General features: G+C 66.4%; 20 protein-coding genes. 17 read left to right on the plus strand and 3 right to left on the minus strand.

What is annotated here, in order from left to right; translation table 11 throughout:
- Positions 1 to 79: 79 nt before the first annotated feature.
- From CLM74_RS08260 to truD, 10 genes are all read left to right on the plus strand, one after another.
- Positions 80 to 313 (plus strand): hypothetical protein, encoded by a 234-nt coding sequence (locus CLM74_RS08260; RefSeq protein WP_025878895.1) that lies wholly within the window; start codon positions 80 to 82, stop codon positions 311 to 313.
- 401 nt (positions 314 to 714) lie between these two features.
- Complete coding sequence (locus CLM74_RS08265; protein ID WP_025878896.1) at positions 715 to 2379, plus strand: CTP synthase; 1665 nt, start codon at positions 715 to 717, stop codon at positions 2377 to 2379.
- 88 nt (positions 2380 to 2467) lie between these two features.
- Positions 2468 to 3298: a 3-deoxy-8-phosphooctulonate synthase gene (kdsA, locus tag CLM74_RS08270; RefSeq protein ID WP_012510652.1), complete on the plus strand. Its 831-nt coding sequence runs from the start codon at positions 2468 to 2470 to the stop codon at positions 3296 to 3298.
- Positions 3295 to 3642: a hypothetical protein gene (locus CLM74_RS08275; RefSeq protein ID WP_080149201.1), complete on the plus strand. Its 348-nt coding sequence runs from the start codon at positions 3295 to 3297 to the stop codon at positions 3640 to 3642. Before kdsA ends, CLM74_RS08275 begins: the two co-directional genes overlap by 4 nt.
- The gene (locus CLM74_RS08280; RefSeq protein WP_105163832.1) at positions 3642 to 3974 is read left to right on the plus strand and encodes a hypothetical protein; all 333 of its coding nucleotides are present in this window, start codon (positions 3642 to 3644) and stop codon (positions 3972 to 3974) included. Before CLM74_RS08275 ends, CLM74_RS08280 begins: the two co-directional genes overlap by 1 nt.
- 97 nt (positions 3975 to 4071) lie before the next feature.
- A complete protein-coding gene (eno, locus tag CLM74_RS08285; RefSeq protein WP_032976506.1) occupies positions 4072 to 5364 on the plus strand; it encodes a phosphopyruvate hydratase in 1293 nt (430 codons plus the stop codon).
- 4 nt (positions 5365 to 5368) lie between these two features.
- Complete coding sequence (ftsB, locus tag CLM74_RS08290) at positions 5369 to 5719, plus strand: cell division protein FtsB (protein ID WP_025878900.1); 351 nt, start codon at positions 5369 to 5371, stop codon at positions 5717 to 5719.
- The gene (ispD, locus tag CLM74_RS08295) at positions 5716 to 6414 is read left to right on the plus strand and encodes a 2-C-methyl-D-erythritol 4-phosphate cytidylyltransferase (RefSeq protein WP_032976507.1); all 699 of its coding nucleotides are present in this window, start codon (positions 5716 to 5718) and stop codon (positions 6412 to 6414) included. Before ftsB ends, ispD begins: the two co-directional genes overlap by 4 nt.
- Before the next feature lie 34 nt (positions 6415 to 6448).
- On the plus strand, positions 6449 to 6946 hold the full coding sequence (gene ispF, locus CLM74_RS08300; RefSeq protein WP_025878902.1) for a 2-C-methyl-D-erythritol 2,4-cyclodiphosphate synthase: 498 nt from the start codon (positions 6449 to 6451) through the stop codon (positions 6944 to 6946).
- Positions 6943 to 7974 (plus strand): tRNA pseudouridine(13) synthase TruD, encoded by a 1032-nt coding sequence (truD, locus tag CLM74_RS08305; RefSeq protein WP_032976508.1) that lies wholly within the window; start codon positions 6943 to 6945, stop codon positions 7972 to 7974. Before ispF ends, truD begins: the two co-directional genes overlap by 4 nt.
- 237 nt (positions 7975 to 8211) lie before the next feature.
- Here the strand turns inward: truD and CLM74_RS08310 are convergent, their stop codons facing one another.
- Positions 8212 to 8751, minus strand: coding sequence for a Smr/MutS family protein (locus CLM74_RS08310; RefSeq protein WP_032976509.1), 540 nt, complete (start codon positions 8749 to 8751; stop codon positions 8212 to 8214).
- 209 nt (positions 8752 to 8960) lie between these two features.
- Here CLM74_RS08310 and surE point away from each other — a divergent pair, with 209 nt between their 5' ends.
- From surE to CLM74_RS08330, 4 genes are read left to right on the plus strand one after another with little or no spacing between them, the layout of a single operon-like run.
- A complete protein-coding gene (gene surE / locus CLM74_RS08315) occupies positions 8961 to 9740 on the plus strand; it encodes a 5'/3'-nucleotidase SurE (protein WP_033830802.1) in 780 nt (259 codons plus the stop codon).
- The gene (locus tag CLM74_RS08320) at positions 9737 to 10414 is read left to right on the plus strand and encodes a protein-L-isoaspartate(D-aspartate) O-methyltransferase (protein WP_025878906.1); all 678 of its coding nucleotides are present in this window, start codon (positions 9737 to 9739) and stop codon (positions 10412 to 10414) included. The genes surE and CLM74_RS08320 overlap by 4 nt, the downstream gene beginning before the upstream one ends.
- 19 nt (positions 10415 to 10433) lie before the next feature.
- Positions 10434 to 11048, plus strand: coding sequence for a DedA family protein (locus CLM74_RS08325; protein WP_025878907.1), 615 nt, complete (start codon positions 10434 to 10436; stop codon positions 11046 to 11048).
- Positions 11045 to 11827 carry a peptidoglycan DD-metalloendopeptidase family protein gene (locus CLM74_RS08330; RefSeq protein ID WP_105163833.1) on the plus strand — a complete coding sequence of 261 codons (783 nt, stop codon included), beginning with the start codon at positions 11045 to 11047 and terminating at the stop codon, positions 11825 to 11827. Before CLM74_RS08325 ends, CLM74_RS08330 begins: the two co-directional genes overlap by 4 nt.
- Before the next feature lie 291 nt (positions 11828 to 12118).
- On the opposite strand, the gene CLM74_RS08335 is transcribed toward CLM74_RS08330, so the two are convergent.
- Positions 12119 to 12493, minus strand: a complete 375-nt coding sequence (locus CLM74_RS08335) for an Mth938-like domain-containing protein (RefSeq protein ID WP_032976512.1) — start codon at positions 12491 to 12493, stop codon at positions 12119 to 12121.
- Between the two features lie 12 nt (positions 12494 to 12505).
- Positions 12506 to 12811, minus strand: a complete 306-nt coding sequence (gene yhbY / locus CLM74_RS08340; protein ID WP_025878910.1) for a ribosome assembly RNA-binding protein YhbY — start codon at positions 12809 to 12811, stop codon at positions 12506 to 12508.
- Between the two features lie 64 nt (positions 12812 to 12875).
- On the opposite strand from yhbY, the gene rlmE reads away from it, so the two are divergent.
- The 3 genes from rlmE (at position 12876) to CLM74_RS08355 (ending at position 15799) form a co-directional block, all read left to right on the plus strand.
- Positions 12876 to 13508, plus strand: a complete 633-nt coding sequence (rlmE, locus tag CLM74_RS08345; RefSeq protein WP_025878911.1) for a 23S rRNA (uridine(2552)-2'-O)-methyltransferase RlmE — start codon at positions 12876 to 12878, stop codon at positions 13506 to 13508.
- A 66-nt stretch (positions 13509 to 13574) separates the two neighbouring features.
- Complete coding sequence (ftsH, locus tag CLM74_RS08350; protein WP_025878912.1) at positions 13575 to 15512, plus strand: ATP-dependent zinc metalloprotease FtsH; 1938 nt, start codon at positions 13575 to 13577, stop codon at positions 15510 to 15512.
- 98 nt (positions 15513 to 15610) lie between these two features.
- On the plus strand, positions 15611 to 15799 hold the full coding sequence (locus tag CLM74_RS08355) for a hypothetical protein (RefSeq protein WP_025878913.1): 189 nt from the start codon (positions 15611 to 15613) through the stop codon (positions 15797 to 15799).
- The last annotated feature ends 303 nt before the right edge of the window (positions 15800 to 16102 follow it).

Raw genomic sequence — 16102 nt, forward strand, 5'->3', positions numbered from 1 at the left:
GGGGAGGGGGTAAAATGGCAACCGCTGGAACCGAACACCGGCGCCCCCCACATCCGAGCCATACCGCGAGGAGGAGTCCATGAAGAAGTTGCTGACCATTGCGATCCTGGCTGCCGCCGCTGTTGCAGTGCCGATGGTGCTGGCGCAGAACGCCGGCCAGCCTGCTCCGCAGCAGGGTGACCAGGCCGACAAGGCGCAGTCCGAAGCCGAGGCCAAGGCCAAGCGCCGCGCGCAGGCCAATGCCGAGATGAAGGCCAAGGGCCAGCCGGTGCCGCAGCAGGAAGAAGAGGAAGAGGCACGCAAGAAGAAGTAATTCTTCTGCCCCTCCGAGGCCCTTGCCACAAGGGTTTCCCCCTCGAACGCCCCGCCCAGCGGGGCGTTTCTTTTTGCCGATGGCGCCATCTGCCCCTTGGGTTGGCGGCCATCTATCTGTAAACTATGGCTTTCCGGGAGTAAGTGCGTGTCCACCATTTGCGAATGGGCTGGCACGGCCAAGCGTGGCCTCCAGCAAAGCGGGTCGCAGGTGACGGTCGAAGTGACCGGCACGGCCGCCCCGACCTCGCAGGGTGGTTCCCCGCTGGCGCATTGCGCTGGCCGGGCCCGCACCTCCCTCGCTGCTCCAGCGAACCGGAAAACCCCCTTTCTGCTCCACGCCCGCCCCCCGGGCAGGCGTGGCGCTGCCGTTTTCCATTTCCAGACAGGATGCTTGCAGCCATGACTCCCTTGATTTTCGTAACCGGCGGCGTGGTGTCCTCGCTCGGCAAAGGTATTGCCGCCGCGTCACTGGCCGCCATTCTCGAAGCGCGTGGCCTGAAGGTCACGATGATGAAGCTCGATCCGTACATCAACGTCGACCCGGGCACCATGAGCCCGTTCCAGCACGGTGAGGTGTATGTCACCGACGACGGCGCCGAAACCGATCTCGACCTGGGACACTACGAGCGCTTCGTGCGCACCCGCCTGAGCCGCAAGAACTCGGTCACCACCGGTCGCATCTATGAGGAAGTGATCCGCAAGGAGCGCCGTGGCGACTACCTGGGCGCGACCGTGCAGGTCATTCCGCACATCACCGACGAGATCCGTCGCTGCATGGACGAAGCCACCGAGGGCTTCGACGTGGCCCTGGTGGAGATCGGCGGCACCGTCGGCGACATCGAATCGCTGCCGTTCCTGGAGGCGATCCGCCAGGTGCGCACCGAGCGTGGCCCGGAAAAGGCACTGTTCATGCACCTCACCCTGGTGCCGTACATCGCTGCGGCGGGTGAGCTGAAGACCAAGCCGACCCAGCACTCGGTGAAGGAACTGCGCTCGATCGGCATCCAGCCGGACGTGCTGCTGTGCCGTTCGGAACAGCCGGTACCGGATTCGGAGCGTCGCAAGATCGCCCAGTTCACCAACGTCTCCGAGCGCGCGGTGATCAGCGTGCCCGACGTCGATGTGCTGTACCGCATTCCGATGGGCCTGCACGCACAGGGCCTGGACGAGATCGTCATCAACCAGCTGAAGCTGGCCGACAAGGCCGGCCCGGCCGACCTGTCGATGTGGGAAGACGCCGTCGATGCCACCCTGCATCCGCTGGATGCGGTGACCATCGCGGTGGTCGGCAAGTACATCGACCACCAGGACGCCTACAAGTCGGTCGGCGAAGCGCTCAAGCACGGTGGCCTGCGCCAGCGCACCAAGGTCACCCTGAAGTGGCTGGAAGCGCAGGACCTGGAAGGCAGCGACATGTCCGCGCTGGCCGATGTCGACGGCATCCTGGTGCCGGGTGGTTTCGGCGACCGTGGCTTCGAAGGCAAGGTGCTCACCTCGCAGTACGCCCGTGAGCACAAGGTGCCGTACTTCGGCATCTGCTACGGCATGCAGGCTGCGGTGGTCGACTACGCGCGCCACGTGGTGGGCCTGGAAGACGCCAACAGCACCGAGAACGATCGCCAGTCGCCGAACCCGGTGATCGGCCTGATCACCGAATGGCGCACTGCCACCGGCGACGTGGAAAAGCGTGACGACAAGAGTGACCTGGGCGGCACCATGCGCCTGGGCCTGCAGGAGCAGCGCCTGAAGCCGGGCACGCTGGCCCGCGAACTGTACGGCAAGGACGTGGTCGCCGAGCGCCACCGCCACCGTTACGAGTTCAACAACCGCTACCGCACCCAGCTGGAAGACGCCGGCCTGGTGATCGCCGGCAAGTCGATGGACGACACCCTGGTGGAAGTGGTTGAACTGCCGCGCGACCAGCATCCGTGGTTCCTGGCCTGCCAGGCGCACCCGGAATTCCTGTCCACCCCGCGTGACGGCCACCCGCTGTTCATTGGCTTCATCCGTGCCGCGCGCGAGCGCAAGGCCGGTGGCAAGCTGCTGCAGGAAGTGCGCGCCTGACTTGTCATGGGGGCCGCCGGCCCCCATCTTGCTCGCTTCAACCCCAGCGCACCGGCACTGCCGGTGTAGCGGACAACAAGGAAACGCCATGAAACTGTGTGGATTCGAGGTCGGGCTGGACCAGCCCCTGTTCCTGATCGCCGGCCCCTGCGTGATCGAGTCGATGCAGCTGCAGCTGGATACCGCCGGCAAGCTGAAGGAAGTGACCGACAGGCTCGGTGTGAACTTCATCTTCAAGTCCAGCTTCGACAAGGCCAACCGCACCTCCGGCACGGCCTTCCGTGGCCCGGGCATGGAAGAGGGCCTGAAGGTGCTGGCCGAGGTCAAGAAGCAGATCGGCGTGCCGGTGCTGACCGATGTGCACGAATACACCCCGATGGATGAAGTAGCCTCGGTGGTGGACGTGCTGCAGACCCCGGCGTTCCTGGTCCGCCAGACCGACTTCATCCGCAAGGTGTGCTCGGCCGGCAAGCCGGTCAACATCAAGAAGGGCCAGTTCCTGGCGCCGTGGGACATGAAGCCTGTCGTCGAGAAGGCCAAGGCCACCGGCAACGAGCAGATCATGGTCTGCGAGCGTGGCGCCAGTTTCGGCTACAACAACCTGGTCAGCGACATGCGTTCGCTCGCGGTGATGCGCGATACCGGCTGCCCGGTGGTGTTCGACGCCACCCATTCGGTGCAGTTGCCGGGCGGGCAGGGCACCAGTTCCGGCGGCCAGCGCGAGCATGTGCCGGTGCTGGCGCGTGCCGCTGTTGCCGTGGGCATTTCCGGCCTGTTCGCCGAAACCCATCCGGACCCGTCCAAGGCGCTGTCCGACGGCCCCAACGCGTGGCCGCTGGACCAGATGGAAGCCCTGCTCGAGACCCTGATGGAGCTCGACGCGGTGACCAAGAAGCACGGCTTCTCGCGCTTCGCGTGAGCCAGCACCCGCAGGCGGCGCTGGAGATCCAGCGTCGTCGCCGGCGCTGGCGGCAGTGGCCGTGGGGCCCGATTGCACTCGGCCTGGCATTGCTGTCGGTGTCCGGTGTATTCGCCATCGGCATGCTGTTCGGTGCCGGCATGCGCCCGTCGAGTGCCGGCGGTCCGGTAGTGAACCTGATGCCCTTCGTCATCGCCCTGGCGGTGGCCGAAGTGCTGACCATATCCGCAGGGTTTTTCGCCGCGGTGCTCGGCTGGCGCCTGAACCGGGGCAGGGTTACCGCTGCGCTGGCGATGGTCGTGCTGTCGCTGTGGGCGGGCATCCTGCTGCACGATCTTCTTTGATGAATACGATGCCTGAACCCTCGCGCAGCTGGCCGTGGGGCCTGATCGCCCTGTTGATGTCGGTGCTCGCCTGGGGCGGCTTGCTCGTGGGCGTGCTGGCCTTCGCCGCCAGCTTCCGTCCGCCGGGGGATGGCAGCAACGGCGTGCAGGCCACGCAGTACTGGATGCTGGGCGCGCTGGTCACGCTGGTGCTGTCCTTCGTGGGCAGCCTGGTGGCGATGGTGATGGCCTGGCGACGTCGGCGCGGGCCGGTGTGCGCGGCCATTGCCGGTGCCCTGCTGGTGATGCTGGTGTCGCTGCTGCTGATCGTGATCGGGTCCAGCTGGGGCTGATGCCCATCACGCCATTTGGCAAGTGAGGGGTAGCCGGGGATAATCACGCGGCATTCGCTTTTGTCGCCCCCTCTCCAAACAGGTAACCGGCCCGACCATGAGTACGATCCGCAGCATCCATGCCCGTGAAATCCTCGACAGCCGTGGCAACCCCACGCTGGAAGCCGAAGTCACCCTGGAGGACGGTTCGTTCGGTCGCGCCGCGGTTCCCTCCGGCGCATCGACCGGCACCAAGGAAGCGGTGGAGCTGCGTGACGGCGACAAGACCCGTTACCTCGGCAAGGGCGTGCGCAAGGCCGTCGACAACGTCAACGGCGCCATCGCCAACGCACTGAAGGGCTTCGAGGCTACCGACCAGGCCGGCCTGGACCGTCGCCTGATCGATCTGGATGGCACCGAGAACAAGGGCCGCCTGGGTGCCAACGCACTGCTGGGTGTTTCCATGGCCGCCGCGCACGCCGCCGCTGCCTCCAGCAAGCAGGCACTGTGGCAGTACCTGGCCGGCAAGACCGGCGCGACCCCGTCGCTGCCGGTGCCGATGATGAACATCATCAACGGCGGCGCGCACGCCGACAACAACGTCGATTTCCAGGAGTTCATGGTGCTGCCGGTCGGCTTCACCTCGTTCTCCGAAGCGCTGCGTGCCGGTACCGAAATCTTCCATTCGCTGAAGTCGGTGCTGAAGGGCCACGGCCTGAGCACGGCGGTGGGCGACGAAGGCGGCTTCGCGCCGGACTTCCGCAGCAACGTCGAAGCGCTGGACACCATCCTCGAAGCCATCGGCAAGGCCGGCTACACCGCCGGTGAAGACGTGCTGCTGGGCCTGGACGTGGCCTCCAGCGAATTCTTCGAGAACGGCAAGTACAACCTGGTCGGCGAGAACAAGCGACTGACCTCCGAGCAGTTCGTCGACTTCCTGGCTGACTGGGCCGCGCAGTACCCGATCATCACCATCGAAGACGGCCTGGCCGAGAACGACTGGGCGGGCTGGAAGCTGCTGACCGATCGCATCGGCAAGAAGGTGCAGCTGGTCGGCGACGATCTGTTCGTCACCAATCCGAAGATCTTCCAGGAAGGCATTGATTCGGGCACCGCCAACGCGATCCTGATCAAGGTCAACCAGATCGGTACCCTCAGCGAAACGCTGGAAGCGATCGCCATGGCCGACCGTGCCGGTTACGCCGCCGTGGTCTCGCACCGTTCGGGTGAAACCGAGGACACCACCATCGCCGACATTGCGGTGGCGACCACCGCCACCCAGATCAAGACCGGCTCGCTGTGCCGCAGCGATCGCGTGGCCAAGTACAACCAGCTGCTGCGCATCGAGGAAGCCCTCGGCGCCGGCGCGCGTTACGCTGGTCGTGACGCGTTCGTGTCGCTGAAGCGCTGAGCCGATGCGCGACTGGCGCTGGCTGCTGTTGTTGCTGGCCCTGCTGCTGGCATGGCTGCAGTACCGTTTCTGGTTCGGCCCGGGCAATTCGGGTGAAGTGATGATGCTCGAAGCCCAGGTCGCCAACCAGGAGCGGGACAATGACGGTCTGCAGCAGCGCAACGATGCGCTTGCTGCCGAAGTGAAGGACCTCAAGGAAGGCCAGTCCGCCATCGAAGAGCGCGCGCGCAGCGAGCTGGGCATGATCAAGCCCGGCGAGAAGTTCTATCGCGTCGTGGAAGATGCACCGACGCGCCCGGCGCAGCCTGCGCCGGTTGCGGCCCCGGCCGGTGACCATCCGGCGGACGTGCCATGAGCGCGGCGATCTGGGTGGTTGTTCCGGCCGCAGGGCGCGGCACGCGTTTTGGTGCGCCGTTGCCCAAGCAGTACCTGCAGGCGGGCGGGCAGACCCTGCTCGCCCACACCCTGGACGCACTGCTGGCGCACCCGGCCGTGGCCGGGGCGATGGTGGTGATCGGTGCGGACGATGCCGACTGGCCGGGCTGGAGCGAATGGGCCGGAAAGCCGGTGCTGACCTGCACCGGTGGCGCCACCCGCGCCGCCTCGGTGCTGGCGGGGCTGCAGGCCCTGCCGGACAGCGTGCGTGCCGATGAATTCGTGCTGGTGCATGACGCGGCGCGTCCGAACCTGTCGCAGGCCGATCTTGGCCGCCTGCTGGAAGTGGGCCGCACCGATCCGGTCGGCGCCATCCTGGCTGCGCCGGTACGCGACACGCTCAAGCGTGCTGGTGATGATGGTGGCATCGACGGCACCGAGCCACGTGAGCGCCTGTGGCGTGCACTGACGCCGCAGCTGTTCCGCCGCCACCAGTTGATCCGCGCACTGTCCGAGGCCGCTGCCGCCGGTGTCGATGTGACCGACGATGCCATGGCCATGGAGCGCCAGGGCCAGCGCCCGCTGCTGGTGGAAGGCAGCGAGGACAACTTCAAGGTCACCACGCCGGCCGATCTCGATCGTTTCGAATTCGTACTCTCCCGCCGCGCCGGCTGACCGCCCGCGCGGCCCTGCTGCAAGGGCTGCATCCATGAGCACCTCCCCGTTCCCGCCCGTCCGTATCGGCCAGGGCTACGACGTCCATGCCTTCGGTGAAGGCGACCACATCATGCTCGGTGGCATCGCGGTGCCGCACAGCTGCGGCGTGCTTGCGCACAGCGACGGCGACGTCATCCTGCACGCGTTGTGCGACGCCATGCTCGGTGCGATCGCGCTGGGCGACATCGGCCAGCACTTCCCGCCCACTGACGACCGCTGGAAGGGCGCGGACAGCAGCGAATTCGTGCGCCATTGCGATGGCCTGCTGCGCGAGCGCGGCTGGCGTGTCGGCAACACCGACATCACCGTGATCTGCGAACGGCCCAAGGTCGGCCCGCATGCGCTGGCCATGCGCGAGCGCATCGGTGAACTGTTGCAGCTGCCGTTGGATGCGGTGAGCGTCAAGGCCACCACGTCCGAGAAGCTGGGCTTCACCGGCCGTGGCGAAGGCATCGCTGCGCAGGCGGTCGTGCTGCTGGTGGCCGCATGATCCCGTTGCCGCTCGCGTTCGGTGCACCGCTGCTGCAGGCGCGCATCCGCACCACGCCGGAAGATTTCCAGGTCGATGAGCTGCCCGCTTTCGAAGCGACCGGTGAAGGCGAGCATCTGCTGCTGCATATCCGCAAGCGTGGCGCCAATACGGTGCACGTGGCCAAGGTACTGGCCAAGTGGGCAGGCCTGCCGGAAATGGCGGTCAGCTATGCCGGCATGAAGGACCGCAACGCGGTCACCACCCAGCGTTTCAGCGTACATCTGCCCAAGCGCGTCGCGCCCGATCTGGCCGAGCTGGCCAGTGACGAGATTGAGGTGATCGACTCCACCTGGCACAACCGCAAGCTGCAGCGCGGTGCGCTGGCGGGCAACCGCTTCAGGCTGGTGCTACGCGATGTGCAGGGTGACGCGGCGGCAATCGACGAGCGCCTGCAGCAGATCGCCGCGCGTGGCCTGCCGAACTGGTTCGGCGAGCAGCGCTTCGGTCGTGATGGCGGCAATGTGCCGGCCGCGTTGGCGATGTTCGGTGGCCGGCGCATGCGCAAGGACCAGCGTTCGCTGCTGTTGTCGGCGGCGCGTTCGGCCTTGTTCAACCGCGTGCTCGCTGCACGCGTGGAGCAGGGCAGCTGGGACCAGCCGCTGCAGGGCGAAGTGTGGATGCTTGATGGCAGCCGCAGTGTGTTCGGCCCCGAGCCCTACAGCGACGTGCTGGCCGAGCGCCTGGCACGTTTCGACATCCACCCCAGTGCTCCGTTGTGGGGCGAGGGTGAGCTGCGCAGCAGCGACGCCGCCCGTGAGCTGGAACTGGCAGCGCTGGATGATGACGAATCAAAGGCGCTGCGCGCCGGCCTGGAAGAGGCGCGGCTGAAGCAGGAGCGGCGCGCGCTGCGGCTGCGTCCAGCGCTGCTGCAGCACCAGTGGCTGGCCGCTGACGTACTGGAGTTGTCCTTCGCGCTGCCGCCAGGCTGCTATGCCACCGCGGTCCTGCACGAGCTCGGCCCGGTCGAAGACGCGTCGCAGGCCTGACGGAAATGGTGGCGGAGGCGAAGAGCATCCACGCATGGCGTGGATCCACTTTCCTCCGCCCGCCACAGTAGATCCACGCCATGCGTGGACGGGCCGTCAGTAGATCCACGCCACGCGTGGATGGGCCGTCAGTAGATCCACGCCATGCGTGGACGGGCCGTCAGTAGATCCACGCCATGCGTGGACGGGCCGTCAGTAGATCCACGCCAAGCGTGGATGAATCCCACCGGCAGAACGTCAGCGCCGCGCCAGCAGCACCAGCATGGCGCCGGTCCCGCCTTGCCCGGTCGGGGCGGAATGGAACGCCAGCACGTCGTTGCGCAGGCGCAGCAGGCGGTCCACCAGGTTCTTCAGCACCGGCGCACTGCCATCGGACTGCAGGCCCTTGCCGTGGATGATGCGCACGCAGCCGTACTCGTGGGCGTGCGCCTCCAGCAGGAACTGGCGAAGCATCATCTCGGCCTGCGCGGCGGTGGCGCCGTGCAGGTCCAGTTCGTCCTGCACCGAGTACTGTCCGCGCTTCAAGCGCTGGAACAGGCGTGGCGGCAGGTTGTCGCGCCGGTAGCTGGCAACGTCGCCCGCTTCCAGCGGGGCGTTGTCGCGCAGCAGCCGGGCGAACTCACCGGCGGCTTCTGCGTCGTCGCGCTCGGCCATGCGCGCACGCGGCCTGGGCCGCGGCGCAGCAGGCGCGGGCTCCACTTCCTTGCGCAGCGGCGTCACTTCGCCGATGGCTGCCCGGAACAATGCAGCCGGATCTTCGTCTTCAGGGTGCGACATGCGCACAGGGTAAACCGCCTGCGCGGGTCTGCCTATGACCGTTCGATGTCGGCCGTGACCGCAGACAGGGTAGGACCCAGCGCCCGCTTGCGGCACAATAGTCGGCGCACTTGCGGAGCTGCCGCCTCCCTGGAGGAGACGGGCCGGCTTCGCCCACGTTGCAAGGTGACGGGATCGAATTCTTGGAAAATCAAGCGGTTAAATCGAAGATGCGCATCCTGGTCAGCAATGATGACGGTGTCGACGCGGCGGGCATCCGGATGCTTGCATCCGTGCTGCGCGAGGCCGGGCACGAAGTCACGGTGGTCGCACCCGACCGCGATCGCTCCGGCGCCAGCAATTCGCTGACCCTGGATCTGCCGATCCGGCTCAAGCGCATCGACCACTACACCGTGTCGGTGGCCGGCACGCCCACCGACTGCGTGCACCTTGCGCTGACCGGCCTGCTCGAATTCGAGCCTGACATTGTCGTGTCCGGTATCAACAATGCCGCCAACCTCGGCGACGACGTGATCTATTCCGGCACCGTCTCGGCGGCGATGGAAGGTCGTTTCCTCGGCCTGCCTGCAGTGGCGGTGTCACTGGTGACCCGTAACCACGACCCCAGGCATTTCGAGACGGCGGCGCGTGCTGCGGTGGAGATCGTTGCCCGCCTCAAGGCCGATCCGCTGCCTGCCGACACCATCCTCAACGTCAATGTGCCGGACCTGCCGTGGAGCGAGGTCAAGGGCTTCGAAGTCACCCGCCTGGGCAACCGTCATCGCGCCGAGGGCTGCATCGCGCAGAAAGACCCGCGCGGCAACGAGGTGTACTGGATCGGTCCGGCCGGCCGCGAGCAGGACTCCGGCCCGGGCACCGATTTCCATGCGGTGCGCACCGGCCACATTTCGATCACCCCGATCCAGGTTGACCTGACCCGCTACCAGGCACTGGAAAAGGTCGCCAGCTGGGTCGGCGGCCTCAGCGCCGCGCTGGACCGGCCGGCATGAGCCCACGCCTGCGCCTGCAGCCGGAAGCAGTCGGCATCGGCATGACATCGCAGCGCGTGCGCGACCGCCTGGTCGACCGCCTGCGCGAAGCCGGCATCGTCGACGAGTCGACGCTGAACGCGATCCGGGTGGTGCCGCGCCATCTGTTCATCGATGAGGCCCTGGCCTCGCGCGCGTATGAAGACACCGCGCTGCCGATCGGCCACGGCCAGACCATTTCCCAGCCGTGGGTGGTGGCGCGGATGACCGAGGCCGTGCTGCAGGTGGCGCCGAAGAAGGTGCTCGAAGTGGGTACCGGCTCCGGCTATCAGGCCGCCGTGCTTGGTGCGCTGGGGCTGGAGGTCTATACCGTCGAGCGCATCGGTGACCTGCTGCGGCAGGCGCGCAAGCGGTTCCGCGCGCTGGGCATGAACATCCGCACCAAGCACGACGACGGCCGCGTGGGCTGGGCCGAGCATGGCCCGTTCGACGCCATCGTGGTTACCGCCGCCGCACCGGCACTGGTCGATGCGCTGGTTGAGCAGCTGGCTGCAGGTGGCCGTCTGGTCGCCCCGGTCGGTGGCGCCGGCGCACAGTCGCTGGTGCAGCTCGACCGCAAGGACGACGGCAGCATCGAACAACGCGTGCTGGCGCCGGTCACCTTCGTGCCGCTGCTGTCTGGCATGCTCGATTGAATCCACGGAGCAGGGTTGCATGAAGATTTTCGGGCCGCTGTACGAGCGGGCAATGAAGTGGGCTGCGCATGAGCGCGCGCCGACTTATCTGATGGTGCTGAGCTTTTTCGAAGCCATCATCTTCCCGGTGATGCCGGAAGTGATGCTGGCGCCGATGTGCGTGGCCCAGCCCAAGCGCGGCTGGTGGTTCGCCACCCTCAGCCTGGCTGGCTCGATGGTCGGCGCGCTGATCGGCTACGCGCTGGGCCACTATGCATTCGAAGCGGTCAAGCCGGTGTTCGAGGCGCTGGGCATGCTGCCGGCGATCGAGCAGGGCATTGCTACCGTGCAGGCCAAGATGGTGGAGTCGCCTTGGGCGGTGTTCACTTTCCTGGTGCTGGGCGGCTTCATGCCGATTCCGATGAAGGTCTTCACGTGGGCATCGGGTATCGTCGGCGTGCCGATGCCGCAGTACCTGTTGAGCATGTTGATCGGTCGTGGCAAGCGCGTTTTCGTGCTGGCTGCGGTCATCCGTATCGGTGGTGCGCGCGCCGAAGCAGCGCTGCGCCGATGGATTGAACCGCTGGGCTGGATCGCCACCGCGTTGGTGGTGGTGCTGATCGCCTGGCTTGTATGGAGGTCGAAGTTCGCATGAGTGCAGATCGTCTGAGCAAGGGAGTGCGCATCGGCGCGCTGGCGTTGCTGGTATCCACCCTGGCCGCCTGTGGCACCGCCACCGTGGTCCGGCCCAGTGGCGGCGGCAGTGGCGTCAGCACGCCGAAGACGTCGGTGCCCAAGCCGGGGCAGACGGTGGTCGTGCGCAAGGGCGACACCATCTATGCGCTGGCCCGCATCCACGACATCACGCCGGCCGACCTGATCGCCTGGAACAACCTGGACAACCCGTCGACCATTTACCCGGGGCAGGTGATCCGCCTGTATCCGGCCGGTTCCGGTGGCGGTCGTGCGCCGACCACCGTGGTCACCGCGCCGCGTCCGGCTGGCAGCACGTCTGGCGGCAGTACCGCGCCGACGCCGGGTCCGGCCGGTCCGGTCAAGAGCAACATCGCCTGGCGCTGGCCGGCCGATGGCGCAGTCGTGGGCCGCTACGTGGCCGGCGACGCAACCAAGCAGGGCGTGGACATCGCCGGCACCAGCGGCGCGCCGGTGAAGGCCACGGCCAATGGCGTGGTGGTGTATTCCGGCGCCGGCCTGGTCGGCTATGGCGAGCTGATCATCATCAAGCACAGCGACCAGTGGCTGTCGGCCTATGGCCACAACCGCAAGCGCCTGGTCAATGAAGGGCAGAGCGTGAAGGCCGGCGAGCAGATCGCCGAGATGGGCCGTACCGGCGCCAACCGGGACATGCTGCACTTCGAGATCCGCTACAACGGCAAGCCGGTCGACCCGCAGCAATATCTGCCGGCGAAGTAACCGGCCGCTCTTTCTCCGGGCGGATCCCCGGCCCGGCGCAGCGCGCCGGGCGTTCGCCAAGGGCGCGTCCCATGGGCCGCAAGCGCCCTCGGCTCACCCGCTACAACGGCAAGCCGGTCGACCCGCAGCAGTATCTGCCGGCGCGCTAGCGCGGGCAGATACGGGTAGCGCCGGGCCATGCCCGGCGGCTGTACGCCGCAATGCAGCACTGCCCGAGCATGGGCTCGGACGCTTACATATGCGCAACGTGTGTTTCAGGTGGCGCCGGGCCATGCCCGGCGACCTCGGGCCTCAGCCTTCCAGGATGAAGGCGGCCGCCACCTTGCGGCCTTCGCCGGCAAGGATGTTGAAGGTGCGTGCGGCAGCCGGATTGTTCATCACTTCCAGTCCGATGCCGCGCGACAGGCAGGCGGCCATGACAACCGCCGGCGGGAACGCCTGGCGCTCTCCGGTGCCGAGCAGTATCAACGCCGGCTTCAGTGCCAGGATCGGCTCCAGGTCAGCCACCTGCAGCGCCGCGACATCGGTCACCGGCCACTGTTCAACCAGCTGGTCCGGGGTCAGGAAGAAGCTGTTGCCCAGAACGCGATCATTCACCCGTGCCGAGCGACCGTCAGCGGCGCGCAGGCTGTAGGCGTAGTCGGGCAGTTCGTGGTTCAGCTGCATGGCAGGGTCCGATCAGCCGCGCGGCAGCACGATCTGGCGGTGTTCCTTGCTCGGGCGATACAGCACGGCCACATGGCCGATACGCTGCACCAGCGCACTGTCGGTGGCCTGCACGATCTCGCCGATCATCACGTCGCGGGCGTCACGGTCTTCGGCGGCAACCTTCACCTTGACCAGTTCGTGGCGTTCCAGCACTTCGTTCAGCTCGGTCAGGAAGGCCGGAGTGACGCCCTTGCCGCCGGTCTGCAGCAGGGCCTTCAGGTCGTGGGCTTGGCCGCGCAGGAAACGGGTCTGGGAAGGGGTCAAGGCAGTGGGCATGCAGAAAACACGGTTGAATGGGACGATCAGGGTATCATGGCGACCCCATCAGCCCCTATTTCCAATGGCTACCCGCAGCAAAAGCAGCCAGCGCTGGCTCAAGGAACACTTCTCCGATCCCTTCGTAAAGAAGGCCCAGGCCGAAGGCATGCGCTCCCGTGCGGCCTACAAGCTTGAAGAACTGCTCGAACGTGACCGCCTGCTGAAGCCGCACATGGTGGTGGTCGACCTCGGCGCGGCCCCAGGTGGTTGGTCTCAGCAGGTGCGGAGACAGATCGGCGATACCGGCCGCGTGCTGGCCCTGGACATCCTGGACATGCCGCCGCTGGCCGGCGTGGAGTTCCTTCACGGTGACTTCAGGGAAGAAACCGTCCTATCGCAGTTTGAAGCCATGCTCGGGGATCAGCCGGTAGACCTTGTGCTGTCGGACATGGCCCCCAATAAGAGTGGTGTGGACGCGGTCGACCAGCCGCGGATGATGCACCTGGCGGAGCTGGCCATGGATTTTGCCGACAACCACCTCAAGACTGGTGGGGCGTTCCTGATCAAGCTGTTCCAGGGCGAAGGCTTTGACGACTACGTGCGCGACATGCGCCGCCGGTACGACAAGGTCTCCATCCGCAAGCCGGAAGCCTCGCGCAAGCGCTCTCCCGAGGTGTATGCCTTGGGTCAGGGAAAACGCGCCCACATGAAGTAAGCTCGACCCCGTAAGTTCGACCCCAACGCAACGCCAGCACTAAGAGGAACACCGGAGCCAATGAGGATGAACGACTTGACCAAGAACCTCCTGCTATGGGTGGTCGTCGCCGTCGTGCTGATGGTGGTCTTCCAGAGCTTCTCGCCCAAGACCTCGGGGGCCGGGGCGCAGGGCGCTTCGTACTCGCAGTTCCTGGACCAGGTGGACACCGGCAACGTGCAGAAGGTCGCCTTCGGCGGCGATACGCGCGGCGGTACCAGCCAGATCACCTACACCACCCGTGGTGGACAGTCGTCCACCATCACCGCGCCGTTCGATCGCGACCTGATCAACGTGCTGCGCACCAAGAACGTCGAGATCGTGCAGGAAGAGCCGTCCAGCGGCATCTCCCTCGGCGCGATCCTGATGAATTTCCTGCCGGTCATCCTGATCATCGGCTTCTGGCTGTTCATCATGCGGCAGATGCAGGGCGGTGGCGGCGGTGCCAAGGGCGCAATGTCCTTCGGCAAGTCGCGCGCCAAGCTGCAGGGCGAAGACCAGATCAAGGTCACCTTCGCCGACGTTGCCGGTTGCGACGAGGCCAAGGAAGAAGTCGGCGAACTGGTCGATTTCCTGCGTGACCCGTCCAAGTTCACCAAGCTCGGCGGCAAGATCCCGCGCGGCGTGCTGATGGTCGGCCCTCCGGGTACCGGCAAGACGCTGCTGGCCAAGGCCATCGCCGGTGAAGCCAAGGTGCCGTTCTTCTCGATCTCCGGCTCGGACTTCGTGGAAATGTTCGTCGGCGTCGGCGCCAGCCGAGTGCGCGACATGTTCGAGCAGGCCAAGAAGCACGCGCCGTGCATCATCTTCATCGATGAAATCGACGCCGTCGGTCGCCACCGTGGTGCCGGCTTGGGCGGCGGTCATGACGAGCGCGAGCAGACCCTGAACCAGCTGCTGGTCGAGATGGACGGTTTCGAAGGCGGCGAAGGCGTGATCGTGATCGCCGCCACCAACCGTCCGGACGTGCTGGACCCGGCGCTGCTGCGTCCGGGCCGCTTCGACCGCCAGGTGGTGGTCGGTCTGCCGGACGTGAAGGGCCGCGAGCACATCCTCAAGGTGCACATGCGCAAGCTGCCGCTGGCCGACGATGTCGTGCCGATGGTGATCGCGCGTGGTACGCCGGGCTTCTCCGGCGCCGACCTCGCCAACCTCTGCAACGAGGCCGCCCTGTTCGCCGCCCGTGGCAACGAGAAGGAGGTCCGCATGGACCACTTTGATCGTGCCCGCGACAAGATCCTGATGGGTGCCGAGCGCCGCTCGATGGCCATGAGCGAGGAGGAGAAGACCCTCACCGCCTACCATGAAGCCGGCCATGCCATCGTTGGCCGCCTGGTGCCGGAACATGACCCGGTCTACAAGGTCACGATCATTCCGCGCGGCCGTGCGCTGGGCGTGACCATGTACCTGCCGGAAGGCGACAAGTACTCGATGAACCGCGTGGCGATCCAGTCGCAGCTGTGCTCGCTGTACGGTGGCCGCGTGGCGGAAGAACTGATCTTCGGTACCGACAAGGTCACCACCGGCGCTTCCAATGACATCGAGCGTGCCACCAAGATGGCCCGCAACATGGTCACCAAGTGGGGCCTGTCCGAGCAGCTCGGCCCGATCGCCTATGGCGAAGAGGACGATGAGGTGTTCCTGGGCCGTTCGGTGACCCAGCACAAGAGCGTGTCCAACGACACTGCCCGTCGCATCGACGAGGAAGTGCGCAACATCCTCGACAAGGCGTACGCCCGCACCACCGAGCTGCTGACCGAGAACATCGACAAGCTGCATACGATGTCGCAGCTGCTGCTGCAGTACGAAACCATCGATGCGCCGCAGATCGACGCGATCATGGAAGGTCGTGATCCGCCGCCGCCGATGGGCTGGAACAAGTCCAACAAGGATGGCGGCAACAACGACAAGGGCGGCGATGCCCGTCCGTTGCCCCCGATCGCCGGTCCGGCCGAATCGATCTGACGGCCTGCCGTACGCAATGCAAGACGAGGCCGGGGCAACCCGGCCTTGTTGTTTCCGGGCCCCGGCCCATCCGATCCTGACAGTCCGCTGGAGTCCGCATGTCCGCCCCCAAGCCTGAACCGATTTCCCACACCGCCGAGATGGTGATCGCCACCGTAGTCGGCGTCGCTGTCGGCCTGACCGTGGACAATCTGCTGCTGGGCTGTGGCGTGGGTATCGCGGTGGGTATCCTGCTGAGCATCATCAAGACGCTGTACGTGGACCGGAAGCGTCGCCGGCAGCGGTGAGGTTTGCCGGCGGGGCGGCGCCCTGCACCCGCCGAAGCGGTAGTGCCGGCCGCTGGCCGGCAACCTCAACAGCAAAAGCAACTGCGGCATTCTGTGGGATGGCGGGGTGGGTCCGGTTGCGGGGGGCGCTGCAAGTACGTCCATGTAAGCTCGGTCGCCGCATCCATGCGGCTCACGCCCCCGCAATCGGACCCACCCCGCCTTCGACAGTTTCCCGGTGGCCGGTAGATCCACGCCATGCGTGGATGAATCTCCATCGGAATCGAATATCTCGACAATTGAACGAAGAGCATCCACGCACGG

This window comes from Stenotrophomonas sp. MYb57, assembly GCF_002966815.1.
Classification (GTDB): domain Bacteria; phylum Pseudomonadota; class Gammaproteobacteria; order Xanthomonadales; family Xanthomonadaceae; genus Stenotrophomonas; species Stenotrophomonas indicatrix.

Bases quoted from the DNA above. Each gene is read 5' to 3' on its own strand.
- CLM74_RS08260 (WP_025878895.1), top strand. From the start codon at position 80: ATGAAGAAGTTGCTGACCATTGCGATCCTGGCTGCCGCCGCTGTTGCA.
- CLM74_RS08265 (WP_025878896.1), top strand. From the start codon at position 715: ATGACTCCCTTGATTTTCGTAACCGGCGGCGTGGTGTCCTCGCTCGGC.
- kdsA (WP_012510652.1), top strand. From the start codon at position 2,468: ATGAAACTGTGTGGATTCGAGGTCGGGCTGGACCAGCCCCTGTTCCTG.
- CLM74_RS08280 (WP_105163832.1), top strand. From the start codon at position 3,642: ATGAATACGATGCCTGAACCCTCGCGCAGCTGGCCGTGGGGCCTGATC.
- eno (WP_032976506.1), top strand. From the start codon at position 4,072: ATGAGTACGATCCGCAGCATCCATGCCCGTGAAATCCTCGACAGCCGT.
- ftsB (WP_025878900.1), top strand. From the start codon at position 5,369: ATGCGCGACTGGCGCTGGCTGCTGTTGTTGCTGGCCCTGCTGCTGGCA.
- ispD (WP_032976507.1), top strand. From the start codon at position 5,716: ATGAGCGCGGCGATCTGGGTGGTTGTTCCGGCCGCAGGGCGCGGCACG.
- ispF (WP_025878902.1), top strand. From the start codon at position 6,449: ATGAGCACCTCCCCGTTCCCGCCCGTCCGTATCGGCCAGGGCTACGAC.
- truD (WP_032976508.1), top strand. From the start codon at position 6,943: ATGATCCCGTTGCCGCTCGCGTTCGGTGCACCGCTGCTGCAGGCGCGC.
- CLM74_RS08310 (WP_032976509.1), bottom strand. From the start codon at position 8,751: ATGTCGCACCCTGAAGACGAAGATCCGGCTGCATTGTTCCGGGCAGCC.
- surE (WP_033830802.1), top strand. From the start codon at position 8,961: ATGCGCATCCTGGTCAGCAATGATGACGGTGTCGACGCGGCGGGCATC.
- CLM74_RS08320 (WP_025878906.1), top strand. From the start codon at position 9,737: ATGAGCCCACGCCTGCGCCTGCAGCCGGAAGCAGTCGGCATCGGCATG.
- CLM74_RS08325 (WP_025878907.1), top strand. From the start codon at position 10,434: ATGAAGATTTTCGGGCCGCTGTACGAGCGGGCAATGAAGTGGGCTGCG.
- CLM74_RS08330 (WP_105163833.1), top strand. From the start codon at position 11,045: ATGAGTGCAGATCGTCTGAGCAAGGGAGTGCGCATCGGCGCGCTGGCG.
- CLM74_RS08335 (WP_032976512.1), bottom strand. From the start codon at position 12,493: ATGCAGCTGAACCACGAACTGCCCGACTACGCCTACAGCCTGCGCGCC.
- yhbY (WP_025878910.1), bottom strand. From the start codon at position 12,811: ATGCCCACTGCCTTGACCCCTTCCCAGACCCGTTTCCTGCGCGGCCAA.
- rlmE (WP_025878911.1), top strand. From the start codon at position 12,876: ATGGCTACCCGCAGCAAAAGCAGCCAGCGCTGGCTCAAGGAACACTTC.
- ftsH (WP_025878912.1), top strand. From the start codon at position 13,575: ATGAACGACTTGACCAAGAACCTCCTGCTATGGGTGGTCGTCGCCGTC.
- CLM74_RS08355 (WP_025878913.1), top strand. From the start codon at position 15,611: ATGTCCGCCCCCAAGCCTGAACCGATTTCCCACACCGCCGAGATGGTG.